General features: G+C 70.0%; 15 protein-coding genes. 7 read left to right on the forward strand and 8 right to left on the reverse strand.

Annotated features, from left to right (window positions below; translation table 11 throughout):
• Positions 1–29 precede the first annotated feature (29 nt).
• Entirely contained in the window at positions 30–1,001 is a 972-nt protein-coding gene (locus ABFT43_RS03165) for a 1,4-dihydroxy-2-naphthoyl-CoA synthase (RefSeq protein WP_347958934.1), read from the reverse strand.
• A gap of 205 nt (positions 1,002–1,206) precedes the next feature.
• Here ABFT43_RS03165 and ABFT43_RS03170 point away from each other — a divergent pair, with 205 nt between their 5' ends.
• Together ABFT43_RS03170 and ABFT43_RS03175 are read left to right on the forward strand one after the other, a co-directional pair.
• Positions 1,207–1,428 (forward strand): hypothetical protein, encoded by a 222-nt coding sequence (locus ABFT43_RS03170; RefSeq protein ID WP_347958935.1) that lies wholly within the window; start codon positions 1,207–1,209, stop codon positions 1,426–1,428.
• An 83-nt stretch (positions 1,429–1,511) separates the two neighbouring features.
• Positions 1,512–2,162, forward strand: a complete 651-nt coding sequence (locus ABFT43_RS03175) for a PaaI family thioesterase (protein WP_347958936.1) — start codon at positions 1,512–1,514, stop codon at positions 2,160–2,162.
• Here the strand turns inward: ABFT43_RS03175 and ABFT43_RS03180 are convergent.
• On the reverse strand, positions 2,143–4,308 hold the full coding sequence (locus ABFT43_RS03180) for an Rv1355c family protein (RefSeq protein WP_347958937.1): 2,166 nt from the start codon (positions 4,306–4,308) through the stop codon (positions 2,143–2,145). The genes ABFT43_RS03175 and ABFT43_RS03180 overlap by 20 nt on opposite strands.
• Positions 4,309–4,484: 176 nt before the next feature.
• Here ABFT43_RS03180 and ABFT43_RS03185 point away from each other — a divergent pair, with 176 nt between their 5' ends.
• Positions 4,485–5,243 carry a hypothetical protein gene (locus ABFT43_RS03185; protein ID WP_347958938.1) on the forward strand — a complete coding sequence of 253 codons (759 nt, stop codon included), beginning with the start codon at positions 4,485–4,487 and terminating at the stop codon, positions 5,241–5,243.
• On the opposite strand, the gene ABFT43_RS03190 is transcribed toward ABFT43_RS03185, so the two are convergent.
• The 5 genes from ABFT43_RS03190 to ABFT43_RS03210 all read right to left on the reverse strand — a co-directional run bounded on the left by ABFT43_RS03190 (position 5,189) and on the right by ABFT43_RS03210 (position 10,716).
• Positions 5,189–6,370 (reverse strand): GGDEF domain-containing protein, encoded by a 1,182-nt coding sequence (locus ABFT43_RS03190; RefSeq protein ID WP_347958939.1) that lies wholly within the window; start codon positions 6,368–6,370, stop codon positions 5,189–5,191. The two genes, ABFT43_RS03185 and ABFT43_RS03190, sit on opposite strands and share 55 nt — an antisense overlap.
• Before the next feature lie 603 nt (positions 6,371–6,973).
• Positions 6,974–7,426 carry an Hsp20/alpha crystallin family protein gene (locus tag ABFT43_RS03195; RefSeq protein ID WP_347958940.1) on the reverse strand — a complete coding sequence of 151 codons (453 nt, stop codon included), beginning with the start codon at positions 7,424–7,426 and terminating at the stop codon, positions 6,974–6,976.
• Positions 7,427–7,585: 159 nt separating this feature from the next.
• A complete protein-coding gene (locus ABFT43_RS03200; RefSeq protein ID WP_347958941.1) occupies positions 7,586–8,896 on the reverse strand; it encodes a saccharopine dehydrogenase family protein in 1,311 nt (436 codons plus the stop codon).
• A gap of 44 nt (positions 8,897–8,940) precedes the next feature.
• Positions 8,941–10,020, reverse strand: a complete 1,080-nt coding sequence (locus ABFT43_RS03205; RefSeq protein ID WP_347958942.1) for an AbrB family transcriptional regulator — start codon at positions 10,018–10,020, stop codon at positions 8,941–8,943.
• A 78-nt stretch (positions 10,021–10,098) separates the two neighbouring features.
• On the reverse strand, positions 10,099–10,716 hold the full coding sequence (locus ABFT43_RS03210) for a class I SAM-dependent methyltransferase (protein WP_347958943.1): 618 nt from the start codon (positions 10,714–10,716) through the stop codon (positions 10,099–10,101).
• Between the two features lie 62 nt (positions 10,717–10,778).
• Between ABFT43_RS03210 and menD the strand changes: the two genes are divergently transcribed.
• Together menD and ABFT43_RS03220 are read left to right on the forward strand one after the other, a co-directional pair.
• Positions 10,779–12,455 carry a 2-succinyl-5-enolpyruvyl-6-hydroxy-3-cyclohexene-1-carboxylic-acid synthase gene (gene menD / locus ABFT43_RS03215; protein ID WP_347958944.1) on the forward strand — a complete coding sequence of 559 codons (1,677 nt, stop codon included), beginning with the start codon at positions 10,779–10,781 and terminating at the stop codon, positions 12,453–12,455.
• A 153-nt stretch (positions 12,456–12,608) separates the two neighbouring features.
• On the forward strand, positions 12,609–13,223 hold the full coding sequence (locus ABFT43_RS03220; RefSeq protein WP_347958945.1) for a DUF3592 domain-containing protein: 615 nt from the start codon (positions 12,609–12,611) through the stop codon (positions 13,221–13,223).
• A gap of 19 nt (positions 13,224–13,242) precedes the next feature.
• Here ABFT43_RS03220 and ABFT43_RS03225 read toward each other — a convergent pair whose 3' ends face one another.
• Complete coding sequence (locus ABFT43_RS03225; RefSeq protein ID WP_347958946.1) at positions 13,243–13,863, reverse strand: Type 1 glutamine amidotransferase-like domain-containing protein; 621 nt, start codon at positions 13,861–13,863, stop codon at positions 13,243–13,245.
• A 118-nt stretch (positions 13,864–13,981) separates the two neighbouring features.
• Between ABFT43_RS03225 and ABFT43_RS03230 the strand changes: the two genes are divergently transcribed.
• Together ABFT43_RS03230 and ABFT43_RS03235 are read left to right on the forward strand one after the other, a co-directional pair.
• Positions 13,982–15,136 carry a glycosyltransferase family 4 protein gene (locus ABFT43_RS03230; RefSeq protein WP_347958947.1) on the forward strand — a complete coding sequence of 385 codons (1,155 nt, stop codon included), beginning with the start codon at positions 13,982–13,984 and terminating at the stop codon, positions 15,134–15,136.
• 53 nt (positions 15,137–15,189) lie between these two features.
• Complete coding sequence (locus ABFT43_RS03235) at positions 15,190–15,897, forward strand: demethylmenaquinone methyltransferase (RefSeq protein ID WP_347958948.1); 708 nt, start codon at positions 15,190–15,192, stop codon at positions 15,895–15,897.
• Positions 15,898–15,904 lie beyond the last annotated feature (7 nt).

The raw sequence follows: 15,904 nt of genomic DNA on the forward strand, positions 1-15,904 counted from the left end.
AGGGGAGTCACCGCTGCACGCGCCGGTGATCAGTAGTAGTACGGGAAGTCGTCCCACCGCGGAGGCCGCTTCTCCAGGAAGGCATCCCGGCCCTCGACGGCCTCGTCGGTCATGTAGGCCAGGCGCGTCGCCTCACCGGCGAAGACCTGCTGGCCCATCAGGCCGTCGTCGGTGAGGTTGAACGCGAACTTCAACATGCGCTGCGCGGTGGGGGACTTGCCGTTGATCTTGCGTGCCCACTCGATCGCGACGTTCTCCAGTTCGGCATGCGGAGCAACTCGATTCACCGCACCCATGCGATGCATGGTCTCCGCGTCGTAGGCCTCGCCGAGGAAGAAGATCTCCCGGGCGAACTTCTGCCCGACCTGCTTGGCGAGGTAGGCCGAGCCGTAACCGGCGTCGAAGGAGCCCACGTCGGCGTCGGTCTGCTTGAAGCGGGCGTGCTCGGCGGAGGCGAGCGTCAGGTCGCACACCACATGCAGAGAGTGCCCGCCGCCCGCGGCCCAGCCGTTGACGACGGCGATGACGACCTTCGGCATGGTGCGGATGAGGCGCTGGACCTCGAGGATGTGCAGGCGTCCGCCCTCGGCCTTGACGCGTGCCTCGTCGATCGAGTCGGCGCCGGCGGCCTCGACGTCGGAGTCGTGGCTGGTCGCGTACTGGTAGCCGGACCGGCCGCGGATGCGCTGGTCACCGCCGCTGCAGAATGCCCAGCCGCCGTCCTTGGGGCTCGGGCCGTTGCCGGTCAGCAACACCGTGCCGACGTCGGGGGAGCGACGGGCGTGGTCGAGGACCCGGTACAGCTCGTCGACGGTGTGGGGCCGGAAGGCGTTGCGGACCTCCGGGCGGTCGAATGCGATCCGCACGATGCCGTATTCCCGGCCCTTCCCGACATGCCGGTGGTAGGTGATGTCGGTGAGGTCGGAGAACCCGGGTACCTCAGCCCACTGGGACGGGTCGAACGGCTGGTCGGCGGTACGTGTGTCGTCGGTCGCTGTCATGCGCTCAGCCTAGTGACGCGGCCGGCGTCCGCTGCGTCGGAGGTGGAGGCCGGGTCGGTCGAAGATCGGGGTGTCCCCTCCGGTCCGTCGAGGGCGTCCACCGGGTCGAATGACCTGGTCAGAGCCGATCGTGACGACGGTAACGAGGTGGTATATCTTCGTCGTTTTCAGCAAATTCCCAGTTCGTGGTGCTTAGGTGGGTGTCATGGACATCTGGGGGTGGATTCTCGTCGTCGCGGTTGCCTGGTGCATCCTGGCCGCGGTGGTCGCCTTCATCGTCGGACGAGCGGTGAGAATCCGCGACGAGAAGGAACGAGGACCGCGGGGCGTTCCGGATTTCGTCCCGGGGTCGGTGCGGGGGCTCGCCGATCACGGCGGGGCCCACATCGACCTCGCCGAGCATCGCCGGCCAGATCACGATCGGTGACCGATCGCGATCGCACGAGCCGCTGACCCGGCCCGGGCAGGCCGCATCCGATGGCGCGTTCGGTCTTCTTATACGGTTGACCGGTGAGTGAAGCCAACGATCGTGCTGTCGAAACCGTAGAGGAAGATCCGCACGAGGGTGGGTTCCGCGCCCACACCGCGGTCACCACCGAACGCGGTGGCCCTCGGTACGCCGAGTTCAGCGAGCAGGTCCGGCTGCTCATGGACAACGCGCGGTACGCCTGTCCCGAGGGAGACCTCGTCGACGAGTTGATCGAGCATCTCACCGTCGTCAACGAGAAGCTCGCCGCCGTCCGCATCGACGAATGGCATTCACCCGCCGGGACCCGCATCGACCTGCCATCCCGCGGCAACATCACCCTCCCGCCCTACGAGGTGGTCGAGGTCACCGAGACCGGCGTCGTCGCCGACCTGGTCTTCCGCGACTTCCACCTCGGCGGTAACAACGCCGCCCACGGCGGTCACATCGCGGTCGCCTTCGACGACATCGGCGGTTACGCGTCGGCGGTCGCGATCCAGCACGTCAGCCGCACCGCCTACCTCAACGTGCAATACCGTTCGATCACCCCGCTCAACAAGACCCTGCGCGTGCGCGCCTGGGCCGAGCGGATCGAGGGCCGCAAGGTCTTCATCAAGGGAACGATGCACGACGGCGACCGGCTGTGCGCCGAGATGGACGCACTGTTCATCAAGCTCAACCCCGGGCAGGCCTGACGGGCGCGGCAGGCAGACGCCGGCTGCGCACCGCCGGTGACGTACTCCGCGACAGTCGCAGCACGATCGTGATCGCCTCGCCGTCGGCGACCGGGCACAACTCGCCGAGCTCGTGTCGCAGGGCGACCAGCTCGTCGCCGTGGCCGGCCGACAACGAGCGTGCCGCGGCGTCGTCGGGCGCATAGAGGAACGTCGGTGTCATCGGGTGCACGGCGTAACCGAGGCGTTCGGCCTCGGTCCACACCTGCTCCATGACCGCGCCGGCCCGCAGGTAGTCGGCGGGGTCGGTGCCGCGTTGCACCACCATCAGGACCGCCGACGCCGAGGCGACCCGCGCCGCCGCGTCGGCGCCGAGGGCCGTACCCGCATCCCACTCATCGAGCAGCGCCATGACGTCGGCGCGGGCGAGCACGTCGAGCATCCCCGCCATGGCCGGCGGCAACTCGAGCGATGCGACGTCGATCCCGGTCGGAGACGCCGGGTCCGTGGTGAGTTCGGCGAACATCTCCCGGTGCAGATCGGGGGTGAGGAACCGCACGCGATCGGAGCGCGCGGCGATCGACCCGAACGCCGTGAGTTGCTCTCGAGTGGTGAGCGCGACGAGGCGGGTGGTGTCGGTGTCGGCGACATCGGTCAGACGCACCAGATCGTCGGCCGCCGGCGACGAACCGTCACCCGGGCCCCGGCGGGTGCCGCGGGCGAGCACGGCCTCCAGTTCGGCGCGATGGTCCGGCGATTCGACACCGGCGCCGACCCCCTTGAGCCGGACACGCCCGAAGACGGTCCGGCCGTCGGCGACGATCTCGACGTCGTCGAGGACCCCGCGCGCCGCCGCGGCGATCCGGGCGTTGTACAGCGCGGCGCCCACCGCCACCGCCGAACCACGGTGTCCGACATCGAGCGTCGACGTCCGGTCCTCGTCCACCTCGATCGTCACCGCGTCGTCGTCGACGACGATCCGCCACGGCTGCTGGTTGCCGGGTGAGGGGGCACGTCCCGCGGCATACGCGATGAGGTCGATGTCGGAGAGTTCGTCGGGGGAGATCTCGACGGGTGCGACCGCCGGTGCGTCCACGGAATCCCCCTGTGGGACAACCGCGGGGGCGAGCGGATCATCGAGTCCGTCGAGCCAGGTGTCGCGGTCGAACCGCACACGCCCGGACGGCAGCGGCCGCCCCTGCACGAGACGTCGGACCGCCGCGGCCACCGTCGCGCCGCCGAGCAGGACGTCGCCGGCCAGTTGCGGCCAGGCGGTGACGGTGTGACCGAGCTCGATCGCGGAGGCGGCCATCGACGCGGTGACCCTCTCCGGTTCGAGGATCTTGACCGCGAGCGGCGTGATCTGCGCGCGGTCGAGGCCGACGAGATCCTCGACGCGCAGATCGCCGACCAGCCCGTGGAACGGCGGCCGGTCGGGTTCGAGGTCGAAGCGTTCGACGTCGAGGGTGCCGCCGTCGCTGGTCTCCATGAGCACCGGGATGCGCAGGTCGCGGCAGCGTTGGCGCACCAGCACTTTCACGTCGAACGAATCACACTCCTCGACGACGAGGTCGAGTCCGTCCAGGAATTCGTCGACGTTCTCTCCGGTGAGCCCGTCGGTGAACACCTTTGTCCGAAGATAGGGATCGATTTCCGAGATCCGGCGCGACGCCACCACGGCTTTGTTCTGATCGATATCCATCAGCGTCGCCGGAATCCTGTTCATGTTCGTCAGCTCGATGCCGTCGAAATCGGCGAGACGCAATTCCCCGGCCAATCCCTCCAGCGCCAGGGTGAGCGCGATGGCATGGCCGACACTCAGACCCACGATTCCGATACGCAGTTTCCCGGCCGAATCCAGGTCGGCCGCGGTCAGTTTGTGTCGATTGCGATCCAGCCGAAGTCGTCGAAATGCCTTCGGGCCCGGGATCCTCACCAACGCACGGCGCCACGGGAAGTGGGCGTAACGCGGCTCTTCGCCGTATGATTCGGCTTCTGCGGCGGGCAGGATCTCGCCGAGCGCGCGGGTCGTCTGCCCGGTGATGTCGAGGATCTCCAGCGATGGGTCGGCGGTCACGGAATCCGGGATCCGTGAGGCCAGGTACACGACTGCGGAGCAAGCGATCTCGGGGGAAGGGGAGCCGCCGGCGGCCGGATCGGAGTGCATATGGACATGTTCGCCCACCCGATCTGTGACTGCCAACCGGGGTTGTTGGCACGCATTTTCGGCGGGGTCGTGGACGTGTGAACGTGCACGAAACCGGCGCTGTGGCAACATTGCTGCGGGGGTCAGGGGAGATCTCGCGACGAATTCTCCCTTTTCGTGGAAGGCGTAATCCTGCGATGAAATCGACGAAAGCCGCTCGTGGAGAGCTGCGCACCGGCGTGCTCCGGGGGTACGCGCCGGAGGCCTGCGCCGAATACACTGTCGTCGCCTCTGCGCCGCGCCGCGAGAGCGGCCTGTGGCAGCAGTATCTCGACGGCGCCGCGAAGTCCTACGACCGCCACGGGTGCGCCGCCGCACTCGACTACGACGAGGTGCTCCCGGGCGACGGGACCGCGCTGTTCTTCGCGGTGCTCGACGAGGCCGACCGGGTGTGCGGCGGACTGCGGGTGCAGCCCCGGTTCACCGCTGCGGCGCAGTCCCACGCGCTGGTGGAGTGGGCCGGCCGCCCCGGTCAGGTGCAGTTGGTGAACGCCATCGAGGCTCGGCTGGCCGGCGGGGTCGTCGAGGTCAAGACCGCCTGGGTGGACGAACGGTCGCCGATCGCGAGGTCCGTCGCCGCGCAGTTGTCGCGCCTGGGCCTGGTGATCATGGAGATGTCGGGCACCGACCACATGATGGCGACCGCCGCCGACCACGTGCTGCGTCGCTGGGAGTCCGGCGGTGGCCGGGTCGACGAATCCGTCCCTCCGACCCCCTTTCCCGACGAGCGCTATCGCACCCGGCTGATGTGGTGGGATCGTGCCCGGCTGCGCGAGCGCACCAGCCCGGAGACGTGGCGGCGTATGCGCATGGAGGCCGACATCCTGCAGGCGCAGTCGCCTCACCGGCTCGCGGACCGGCTCTCGGCGTCCACCAGGTCGTCCGGACGCTGGTAGAAGACCTCGTAGAGGCTCGCCGACGGCGGTGACGCGGGCGGGTCGGCGTCGGCATGCGCACTGCGTGTCCCGTCGTGCCACAGGATCGGGGGGACCGAGTCGAGGACCGTCGTGTCGCGGCCCATCTCCTTGGCCCGATAGACGCAGTCGTCCGCGTTTCCGAGCAGGACGCCGATGACGTCGTCGGTGGGGAGGGCGTCGGAGGCCCGGGCGGACAGGATCGGTGCGCACACCCCGCCGACGCTGACGGTCACCGGTGCGGTCGCGGCGACCGCGCTGCGCAGCCGATCGGCGATGTGCCGCAACTCCGTCTCGTCGCGGACGACGTGGAACAGCAGGAACTCTTCGCCGCCGTAGCGGCACACCTCCGCACCGACGGGTGCGTGCTCGCGGATGGCGGCCGCCGCGGCGAGCAGGACGCCGTCGCCGGCGAGGTGCCCGAACTGGTCGTTGATGCGTTTGAAGTGGTCGACGTCGACCAGCAGGACGCCGATGCGCCCCGTGGACGACCGGGCCGCGGACAGCAGCTGCGACGACCGGATGAGGAAGCCGCGACGATTGAGTAGCCCGGTGAGCGGGTCGATCCCGCAGAGCCGGGTCTGCTGGTCGAGCACCGCCTCCATCGACCGGCGCAGGGTCATGACCAGGAACACCGGCACGACGATCACGCCGGCCGTCGCGCCGAAGCCGATGAGGAACGCCGCCGTCGACGACGCGGTCAGCCCCAGGACCACGGCCGCACACAGAAGAGCGACACCCAGGTGGGACAGGGTGAGTCGCGTCGAGGCGGTGATCGCGCCGATCGCGGGGATCACGGCCACGATCGACAGGACCAGCGCGGAGGTCCTCGGGTCGGCGAGGATCAGAGACGTGCCGCCGATGCCGGCGATGCCGAGTCCGCCGAGGATCGCGAACTCGCGGTCGGTGAGGCGCCGGCGGAAGAGGGTGATGGCGAAGACCAGTGCGATGAACGACCAGATCACCGTCAGGACGATCATCATCCCGGATTTCACGGTTCCGGGCGCGAGCAGCGCGATGAGCGGAAGGGGAAGTACTCCTCCGGTGGAGATCAGCGTCGCCATGGACCGCGCGTCGTAGCGGCGCATCACGTTCCTGATCAATGCCATACGGCGTGACCGCTTTCCGTTCTCGAGGGCCGCGACGGCGGCCGCGGGCTCCGCTGAACAGCTGTGTTCGGGAACCAGAATCGTAACCGGAACCAACGAATCCTGGGTGACCCTGCCTCAGGACCGGATTCCACCCTAGCAGCCGTTTACTAGCCTTTCTAATTGTTCGGCCGGATTGTTCGTTCCGCCGTGGACAATCGAAATGAGCGATACTTCATGGCGAATTCGTGGTCGAACGTTGACCGCACTTGTTTGCCCGCCGTGTGCGATACATGCGGTCCGTCCGAGTCGATCGTGAATGGTGTGGCCTCCGTCGGCAACGCGTCCGCCGGTGCCCTGTCTCAGATTTTCACCTTCCGTGGCGAAGGCCGGCGGGTGACTGGTACGGGCGTACTCGATCCCGGCGAGAATCGGAAAGGAATCATGCAGAGGATTTGTCGTGACCGCGGCCGTTGGGGCGAGTGGGACGAATGATCAAGTGGGGGCGGCCGGTACGCCGTTGTGGCGTACCGGCCGCCGGTGCACCCCTGTCCCTCGGGTGTCGTTCTCGGTGACCCCCTCGAGTGATCGGAGGAAACTGTCGTGCCTCGGTGTGCCGGGCCGTCAGCTCTTGGACCCGGTCTCGATGGCCTGCTGCTGGTTGCCGCTGCTGACACTCTCGACCGCGATGCGACGCGGCTTCGCCTTCTCGGCGACGGGGATCGTCACCGTGAGGACGCCGTTGTCATAGCGGGCGGAGATGCCGGCGGCGTCGATGGAGTCACCGAGGGTCAACTGGCGGCGGAAGGTGCCGGAGAAGCGTTCGCTCGCCAGCCACTCGACCCCCTCATCGGACGGGGCGCTGCGCTGAGCGGACAGTGTGAGGACGCCGTTGTCGACCCTCACGTCGATCGAACCGGGGTCTGCGCCAGGGAGATCGGCGACGAGCATGTAGTGGTCATCGACCTTGTACAGGTCCATGGGCATGAAACGGGGCGCTCGTGCCGTCCCGGTCGCGGTGCCCAACATGCTTCTGGTCAGGGCATCGAAATCGGAGAATGGATCGAAACGCAGCACAGCACTTCACCTCCTGTCTCACACAGGCTGCCCGCCACTCGTCCAGGCGAGCAGCACACGAGCTGTACCAACACCAAGTTAGCACCGGATCCGGATGACTTCTAGCACTCTCGGGTGGAGAGTGCTAACCAGGACCCGGCGCCGTGGCCGGTGTCGGGTTCAGGTGAGTTCTGTTGCCTCGATGGTGAATCCGGCGTCCCGGAGTCGTGCGATGAGTGCGTCGCCCATCGCCGCGGCCGGTGTCAGGACGCCGGTTCGCGAAGGCAGGCGGTCGCGGTCGAGGGCGAGCGTGAGCGCGCTCTCGGCGAGCATCACCGCGGTGGCCTTGTAGCCGGGATCGCCCTTCGCGCGCATGCGGGCCCGGTAGCGGCGGCCGGTCGTGGTCCTCGTGTATGTCTCGGCGACGAAATATCCACTGTTGCGGGTCTTCTCGCTCGGACCCTCGCCGGGTTCGGGCAGCACGCGGTCGAGCAGTCGTCGGGTCGGGCCGAAGCTCATCGCACCCAGGAAGGCGCCGGTGCCGACCGCCACGACACCCGCCGCCAGCGTCGACAGGGCCGGGACGCCCCCCACGTTCATGGTCTCGGCGTAGTGGAAATCCGAGCCATAGGCGTTGTCCAGCAATGCATTCGATCGCCGCACGATGCGGGTGTTGTACGACGCCATGAAGAACGGCGCCAGGGTGCCGCGCAGCGACGGGTCGACCTTCTTCGCCTGGACCAGGTTCAGGTCGCTCGGCTCGGACGAGATGCCGGCCCGCGGGACCTCGCCCGGACCGCCCGACAGGGCCTGCGGGTTGAGCAGCAGGCGGCGGGTGGCCGCGTCGCGGGCCTGGTCGGCGATCACCCGCATCGAATCGATGGTGCCGCCGGACACGCCCCCGCGCATCGACCTCAGCACGAAGGTGGTGTCGGTGAGTTCTCCGGCGCCGTCGTCGGAGATCTTCTTGTAGAGCGCATAGACGTTGATGTCGGAGGGCACCGAGTCGAAGCCGCAGGAGTGCACGATGCGGGCGCCGGTCGCAACGGCGGTCTCGTGCGCCTTGTCGATGGAGTAGCGGACGAATGGGACCTCGCCGGTCAGGTCGACGTAGTCGGTTCCGGCGCTCGCCGCCGCGACCACGAGGGCCTCGCCGTACTTCAGGTACGGCCCGACCGTGGTGCACACGACGCGTGTGCGGGCGGCCATCGCGTCGAGCGACGCCGGCGAGTTCGAGTCGGCGACGATCAGCGGCCAGTCGTGGGCGCGCAGCGGCAGGCGGCGGCGCACCTCGCTCAGTTTGGTCTCGTTGCGGCCGGCGAGGGCGATCCTCGTGCCGATCGGCGCGTGGTCGGCGAGATACCGGGCGGTGATCTCGCCGACGAAGCCGGTGGCGCCGAAGACGACGAGGTCGAACTCGCGGTCGCCGTCCCCGGCCTGCGACTCCGGTGCCCCGGCGGTTGTGGTCTCCGTGATGTCTTCCCCACTCATGCGTCCGACCTTACGTGGGACGGACGTCACATGTGACCGCGGAGTCAGTTCGGTTGGTGCCCGCGCCGTCGGGATGCCGCACGGGCTGCGAACGGGGCGACGAAGAGCATGAGCAGGACCCGCAGGATCTGCGCGGCGACCACGAAGGCGACGTTCCCGCCCGCCCCGACCGCGGCGGCGAGAACGGCGTAGATGCCACCCGGGGTGGTCGCCAGGTAGCAGTCGAACATCGACTCGCCGGTCCACGCGGACAGGGCCACACCGAGCACCGCGCAGGCCGCGCCGATCGCGAGGATGAGCACCAGCGCGAACGGGAGGACCCGGCCGATCGCGCGGAGGCGCTCCATGGTGAACCCCAGCCCGGCCTGCCAGCCGATGACGGCGTAGGCGACGGTGAGCAGGATCGGGGAGACCGCGGCGTCGGCGGCGACACCGGTGAGCTCGGCGACCGTCGACAGGGCGAGCGGACCGAGGAGGCCGCCGGCCGGCAGGTGCAGCAGCCGGCCCAGCGGGATGCCGACGCCCAGGCAAGCCGCGAGCAGCAGCAGGCCCCAGCCCTGGTCGGCCCAGGACGCCGGCTCCTCCTCGACGACGCCCTCGCCCACGCCGAAGACGCCCGACGCGACGATCGGGATCGTGACCGTGACCAGTGCGACGCGCAGGTACTGGATGACCGCGACCATGCGTTCGTCGCCGCCGAGCTCGCGGGTCAGCGCGACCAGTCCGGACGCGCCGCCGGCGACGAGGGCGAGGGACCCGGTGAGCGGATCGACGTCGCGGTGCAGTCCGAGGAGGGCGCCGCAGACGACCGAGACGGCGAGCGTCGCGACGCCGATGACGAGCACCGGGAACCACGACGACCCGAGACCGCCCAGCGTCTCCTCGTCGGCCATGGTGCCGATGTAGACGCCCAGCACGCCCTGGGAGACGAGGAAGGCCGGCCGGGGAACGATCGGCGCATCGGGGTCGGGTAGACCGTTGCGAGGCCGTGGCGCGACACCGGCGATGGCCAGGATTCCGGCGACGGCGAGTCCGGCGAACAGCGCCGCGGCGTCGACGTCGACGGCTTCGAGGGCGAGCGTCGCGACCGCGGAGAGGACGGCCAGCAGGGTCCAGCGACGCATTCGCCTCACGCTAGGCGAGCAGGACCGGTCCCGCGGGTCGGGGTGCGTGGGCGGGTGATCTGCGTTACCCCTGCCCGGTCAGTCGGGTCGCGCGGTGCCGAGGCTCAGCGCACCGTGCGGCCTCGGGACACCCGGCTGGTAGAAGACGTCGACGGCTCCGAGGGCGAACCCGGCCGCCGTCAGCTCCGCACGCACGTCACGGGTGAGGTGACAGCCACCGGCGACGCGCTTCTGGATCGGTTCGAGTCGGCGCTGCCAGTTCTGCACGTCCGGGTCGGGAGCGAGGCCGTGTTCGAGGAAGGCGAAGGTGCCGCCCGGACGAAGGACCCGGCGGATCTCGGCGAGGGCGGCCCGCAGGTCGGGGATCGTGCAGAGGGTGAACGTCGACAGCGCGGTGTCGAACGAGGCGTCGTCGAAGGGCAGGCACTCCCCGTCGAGACCGCTGCGTTCGATGGGGACCGGCGATGCCGCGACCCGGTCGGCGGCCATCCGCCAGCCGACATCGGACGGTTCGACCGCCGCGACCGAGGTGAGGGTCGCCGGGTAGACCTCGACGTTGAGGCCGGAGCCGAACCCGACCTCGAGGACGCGGCCGGCCAGCGGCGCGCACGCCCGTCGACGAAGTGGGGTCAGCGCACTCATGCCGCAGGTCAGCTCGATCAGATGCGGCGGGATCCGGTCGCCGTAGAATCCCACCCGGCCAGCGTAGCGCCGTGCCCACGCGCCACGTCCGCAGTTCGAGTCCCTAGGCTTGAGGAATGAAACGACCGGTCTCCAATCCCTCGACCCTGCAGGCGCGGGTCATCGTCGACGAGATGATTCGCGGTGGGGTCCGTGAGGCCGTGTTGTGCCCGGGTTCGCGCAATGCGCCGCTGGCGTTCGCCCTGCATGCGGCCGACGCCGCAGGACGGTTGCGCCTGCACGTCCGCATCGACGAACGCTCCGCCGGTTATCTCGCGCTCGGTCTCGCGGTGTCGTCGGGGGTGCCGGTCCCGATCGTCATGACCAGCGGCACCGCCGTCGCGAACATGGGACCCGCGGTCTTCGAGGCCAATTACGCGCGGGTGCCGCTCGTGGTGGTCAGCGCCAACCGGCCGTACGAGTTGCTGGGGTCGGGCGCCAACCAGACCGTCGAGCAGTTCGGCATCTTCGGGACACAGGTGCGCGCCGCGATCAGCCTCGGTCTCGCCGAGAAGGACCTCGACACCAACAGCCAGTGGCGGTCGGCCGTCGGCCGTGTGCTCGCCGCCGCGCGCGGCGCCCGCACCGGCAATGCGGGGCCCGTGCAGTTCGACATCCCGTTGCGCGAACCGCTCGTCCCGGACCCGGAGGAGATCGCCGACGACGACCTCGGCTCCTTCGCCGGGCGGCCCGGCGGCCTGCCGTGGACGCAGGCGCCGGTCGGCAAGCTCGACGTCCCCCTGACCATCGACCTGTCGCTGGACACCGTCGTGGTGTCCGGGCACGGCTCGGGCGTTCATCCGGCACTCGCCGCGGTGCCCACGGTCGCCGAACCGACCGCCCCGCATCCGGCGACCCCGTTGCACCCGCTGGCCCTCGACTCGATCAAGCCGCAGCAGGCGATCATCTGCGGCCGCCCGACGCTGCACCGCGGTGTGTCGCGGCTCCTCGCCGACCCCGAGGTGCGGGTCTACGCGCTGACCACCGGCCCGCGCTGGCCCGACGTCTCGGGCAACGTGTACGCCACCGGAACCCGCATCGAGGCCGTCGGCGAACCGCGTGAGGATTGGCTCAAGGAGTGCGCGGCCGTGCAGGAGAAGGTCGTCGGGGCGGTCGCCGCAGAACTCGACGAGTCCGGCACCACGACCGGCCTGCACGTCGCGCGGGCGGTGTCCGCGGCGATGGAGCCCGGCGACCAGCTCGTGGTCGGGGCGTCGAACCCGATCCGCGACATCGCGCTCGCCGGACGGGTCGCCGAGGGCGTGCGGGTGCTGTCCAACCGCGGTGTCGCCGGCATCGACGGCACCAACTCGACCGCGATCGGCGCCGCCCTCGCACTCGATCGTGAGCGTCCGGGAGCGCGGACCGTCGCCCTCATGGGTGACCTCACGTTCATCCACGATGCGACCGGCCTGATCATCGGCCCCGCGGAACCGCGGCCGAACTCGCTGCGGATCGTCGTGGCCAACGACGACGGCGGCGGCATCTTCGGCCTGCTCGAACAGGGCGACCCCCGCTACAACCAGGGCCGGTACGCAGGCGCCTACGAGCGCGTCTTCGGGACCCCGCACCGCACCGACATCGCGTCGATGTGCGCGGGCTTCCACATCCCACACCGCCGCGTCGCGGTCGACGACCTGCGCGCCGCGCTGGCCGAGGACCCGGCCGCCGGCGGGATCGAGGTCATCGAGGTGACCACCGACCGCGGGCGCCTGCGGTCGGTGCACGAGGCGATCGCCGCCCGGCTGCGTTGACCTGCCGGAGCCATGCCCGGCGGTGCCGACCCTGCCGGGAGCCATGCCCGGCGGTGCCGACCTGCCGGACCACGCCCGGCGGGTGCCCAGGCGCTGGGCACTACGCCCGGCTCTCGTCACCCGTGACGCGCGCCGCCGGTTAGGCTGAACGCCATGACTCCGGTGATCCAGCGACGCGTGCAGCTCGGGCTGCTCGTCGTCGGTCTGACCATCACCGCCATGGCGTTCTCACTGGTCGCCGGATGCTTCAAGAACGACTCGGCGATCGAGGCCAGCAAGGCCACCGTGATGGCCGAGGTGGTCTCGGTCGACGCCCTGCACGCGGCGGTCGACTTCCAGACCCCCGACGGCTCGTTCCACAGTCCGCGCTTCGGGCTGCTGTACCCGACCGAGCTCAGCGAGGGGCAGCGCATCAGCGTCGAATACGCCGCCTACAACCCGGATCTCGCCCGGCCGACGGGCCGCACCGCGATGCTGTCGATCATCCCGGGACTGTCGGTCGCGCTCGTCGGATGGGTGATCGTCGGTCTGCTGATGTTCGGGGTCGCCGAGTTCGGTCGCCGGTGGCGGAATCGGCAGGAGAGCGGCGACGAGCCCGGTGTCGACGAGCCCGGTGTCGGCGAGACCGCCACCGCCGACAACGTCACCGCCGACAACGTCACCGCCGAGAATGTCACCGTCGAGAATGTCACCGTCGAGAATGTCACCGCAGCGACCGGCAGCACCGGGACCGACAGCACCGGCGAGGAGACGCTCGGCCACCGCTGACAACCGCGCGGTGGGCCGGCTAGCCGGGGATGACACGGGTGATCCCGCCGGACACGACGATCGCCTCGTCGTCGCGGAGGAAATGCAGCGGATGGTCCGCGAACTGCTCGCGGGTCCGGTCGATGCGCTCGCGTCCGCCGACGGTGCCCTCGGCGTGCGGAACGATCGTGACGCCGATGAACCCGAGCCCCTCGGTCGAATCCAGCGGTTCGGCCTCGGCGGGGTCGTCGAGCAGGGCCAGCGGCGCGATGTCCGGGCCGGTGATGCAGGCTCCCGCGCTGGCACCGATGTAGGGCAACCCATGCTCCACCGCGTGGACCAGCGGTCGGTCGGCACCGGTGCGCCGAAGCGCGCCGAGCAGATGGAAGACGTTGCCGCCCGCGACGAAGATCGCGTCGATCTCACCGAGCGCCCGGGTGAACGTGGCCGTCGAGACCTGTTCCGGGTCGACGTCGACGACGTCGAAACCCTGGGCTTCCAACGAGGCGCGGTCGAGCTCCAGCCACGCCTGATCGGGATAGATCGACGACGCGGTGGGGACGTAGCCGATACGTGCGCCCCTGCCCACCAGCGGGACGAGGAATCCGGGCACGGGGGTGAGCCACCGGCTCAGCAACAGCAGGTCTGGTGTGGAGGGCACATGTCCACTGTGCCGGACCGTGGCGACGACGCCGGTGACCCGCGTGTTCATCGAGTGTTGGACGCCGCGTCATGCCGTGACCGCGTGCCCGTCAGGTCCGGCGACGAGGGTCGACGGCATGCGCGTCGCGATCGTCGCCGAGAGTTACCTGCCGCAGGTGAACGGGGTCGTGAACTCCGTGCTGCGGGTCGTCGAGCATCTGGAGGCCACCGGGCACGAGGTGGTCCTCGTCGCCCCGGAATCGCCCCGGGGGAGCCCGCCCGCCCCGCGGATCGCGGGGCGGCGGACGCCGGTGCATCTGGTGCCGTCGGTGCGGGTTCCGCGGGTGACGTCGTTGCCGGTCGGGGTCCCGGTGCCGCTGCTCTACCGGGTGCTGCGGGACTTCGCGCCCGACGTCGTGCACCTGGCGTCGCCGTTCGTGATCGGGGCGGCCGGAGCACTGGCCGCACGAAGGCTCGGTGTGCCGGTGGTCGCGGTGTTCCAGACCGACGTCGCGGGGTTCGCCTCGGCGTACCGGCTCGGCGCGGTCGCACAGGCCGCGTGGCGGTACACCCGACGTCTGCACGAGATGTGCGACCTGACGCTGGTCCCGTCGTCGGAGGCGATGGTGGCCCTGGCCGCACGCGGGGTGCCGCGCCTGCGGCGGTGGGGTCGCGGCGTCGACGGCCGGCTGTTCTGCCCGGAGCGTCGGGACGAGTCGCTACGGGAGCGCTGGCGTGCAGACCGCGACGACGCGCTGCTGGTCGGATTCGTCGGGCGCCTGGCCCCGGAGAAGCGCGTCGAGCGCCTCGCGTGCCTGTCCGGCGATCCGCGCGTGCGCCCGGTCATCGTCGGCGACGGACCCGAACGACGACGCCTCGAACGGCTGCTCCCGGACGCGGTGTTCACCGGCGAACTGCGGGGATCCGAACTGGCGTGCGCGTTCGCGTCGTTCGACGTGTTCGTCCACCCCGGCGAGCACGAGACCTTCTGCCAGACCATCCAGGAGGCGATGGCCTCAGGACTGCCGGTCGTCGCACCGGATGCGGGCGGACCGCGAGACCTGGTCGCGCCGTTCCGGACCGGATATCTCCTCGGTGTGGACGACTTCGAGAAGACGCTGCCCGGGATCGTCGGAGCCCTGCGCGACGACGCGGTGCGCGCGGCGTTCGGCCGGGCGGCGCTCGAGGTGGTGCGGTCGCGGACCTGGCCGGCGGTGTGCGCCGACCTCGTCCGCCACTACAGGTCGGTGACCTCCACGGACGTCGCCGAGGGGTTCGGGCGCCCGGCCTGAGCGCCCAGAGGTCACCTGGTCCGACGGATTCGGCTCCCGGTAGGTTGTCTCCCATGGCACCGACGGGCACGAACCCACCGCAGCGGGCAAGTCTGGACAAGGATCCGGCCGAGGTTGCGGCCATGTTCGACCGTGTCGCGAAGCGCTACGACATCACCAACACGGTGCTGTCGTTCGGACAGGACCGCGGATGGCGCCGCAAGACGCGCAAGGCGCTCGACCTGAAGCCCGGCGAGGTGGTGCTCGACCTCGCCGCCGGCACCGCGGTGTCCACCGTCGAACTCGCGCGGTCGGGAGCGCACTGCGTCGCCGCCGACTTCTCCCTCGGCATGCTGAAGGCCGGCGCCCACCGGGACGTGCCGAAGGTCGCGGCCGACGCGCTGCACCTCCCGTTCGCCGACGACTCCTTCGACGCCGCGACGATCTCCTTCGGCCTGCGCAACGTCCACGACGTCCCGACCGCGCTCGCGGAGCTGCGCCGCGTGCTCAAACCCGGTGGGCGACTGGTGATCTGCGAGTTCTCCACGCCGACCTTCAAGCCGTTCCGCACCGTGTACATGGAGTACCTGATGAAGGCGCTCCCGGCGGTCGCGACCAAGGTGTCCTCCAGCCCGGCCGCGTATGTCTATCTGGCCGAGTCGATCCGGGCATGGCCCGACCAATTCGCGCTCGGTGACCTCATCCGCGAGGCCGGTTTCTCGCAGGTGCGCTGGCAGAACATGACCGGCGGGATCGCGGCGATCCACTCGGCGCGGGCCTGACCGCGCC

Origin of the sequence: Gordonia aurantiaca, assembly GCF_039939235.1 — a bacterium.
Classification (GTDB): Bacteria; Actinomycetota; Actinomycetes; order Mycobacteriales; family Mycobacteriaceae; genus Gordonia.

What these genes read in the sequence shown, in the direction of transcription:
- ABFT43_RS03165 (WP_347958934.1), bottom strand. Translation starts at nt 1,001, where the DNA reads ATGACAGCGACCGACGACACACGTACCGCCGACCAGCCGTTCGACCCG.
- ABFT43_RS03170 (WP_347958935.1), top strand. Translation starts at nt 1,207, where the DNA reads ATGGACATCTGGGGGTGGATTCTCGTCGTCGCGGTTGCCTGGTGCATC.
- ABFT43_RS03180 (WP_347958937.1), bottom strand. Translation starts at nt 4,308, where the DNA reads ATGCACTCCGATCCGGCCGCCGGCGGCTCCCCTTCCCCCGAGATCGCT.
- ABFT43_RS03185 (WP_347958938.1), top strand. Translation starts at nt 4,485, where the DNA reads ATGAAATCGACGAAAGCCGCTCGTGGAGAGCTGCGCACCGGCGTGCTC.
- ABFT43_RS03190 (WP_347958939.1), bottom strand. Translation starts at nt 6,370, where the DNA reads ATGGCATTGATCAGGAACGTGATGCGCCGCTACGACGCGCGGTCCATG.
- ABFT43_RS03200 (WP_347958941.1), bottom strand. Translation starts at nt 8,896, where the DNA reads ATGAGTGGGGAAGACATCACGGAGACCACAACCGCCGGGGCACCGGAG.
- ABFT43_RS03205 (WP_347958942.1), bottom strand. Translation starts at nt 10,020, where the DNA reads ATGCGTCGCTGGACCCTGCTGGCCGTCCTCTCCGCGGTCGCGACGCTC.
- menD (WP_347958944.1), top strand. Translation starts at nt 10,779, where the DNA reads ATGAAACGACCGGTCTCCAATCCCTCGACCCTGCAGGCGCGGGTCATC.
- ABFT43_RS03220 (WP_347958945.1), top strand. Translation starts at nt 12,609, where the DNA reads ATGACTCCGGTGATCCAGCGACGCGTGCAGCTCGGGCTGCTCGTCGTC.
- ABFT43_RS03230 (WP_347958947.1), top strand. Translation starts at nt 13,982, where the DNA reads ATGCGCGTCGCGATCGTCGCCGAGAGTTACCTGCCGCAGGTGAACGGG.
- ABFT43_RS03235 (WP_347958948.1), top strand. Translation starts at nt 15,190, where the DNA reads ATGGCACCGACGGGCACGAACCCACCGCAGCGGGCAAGTCTGGACAAG.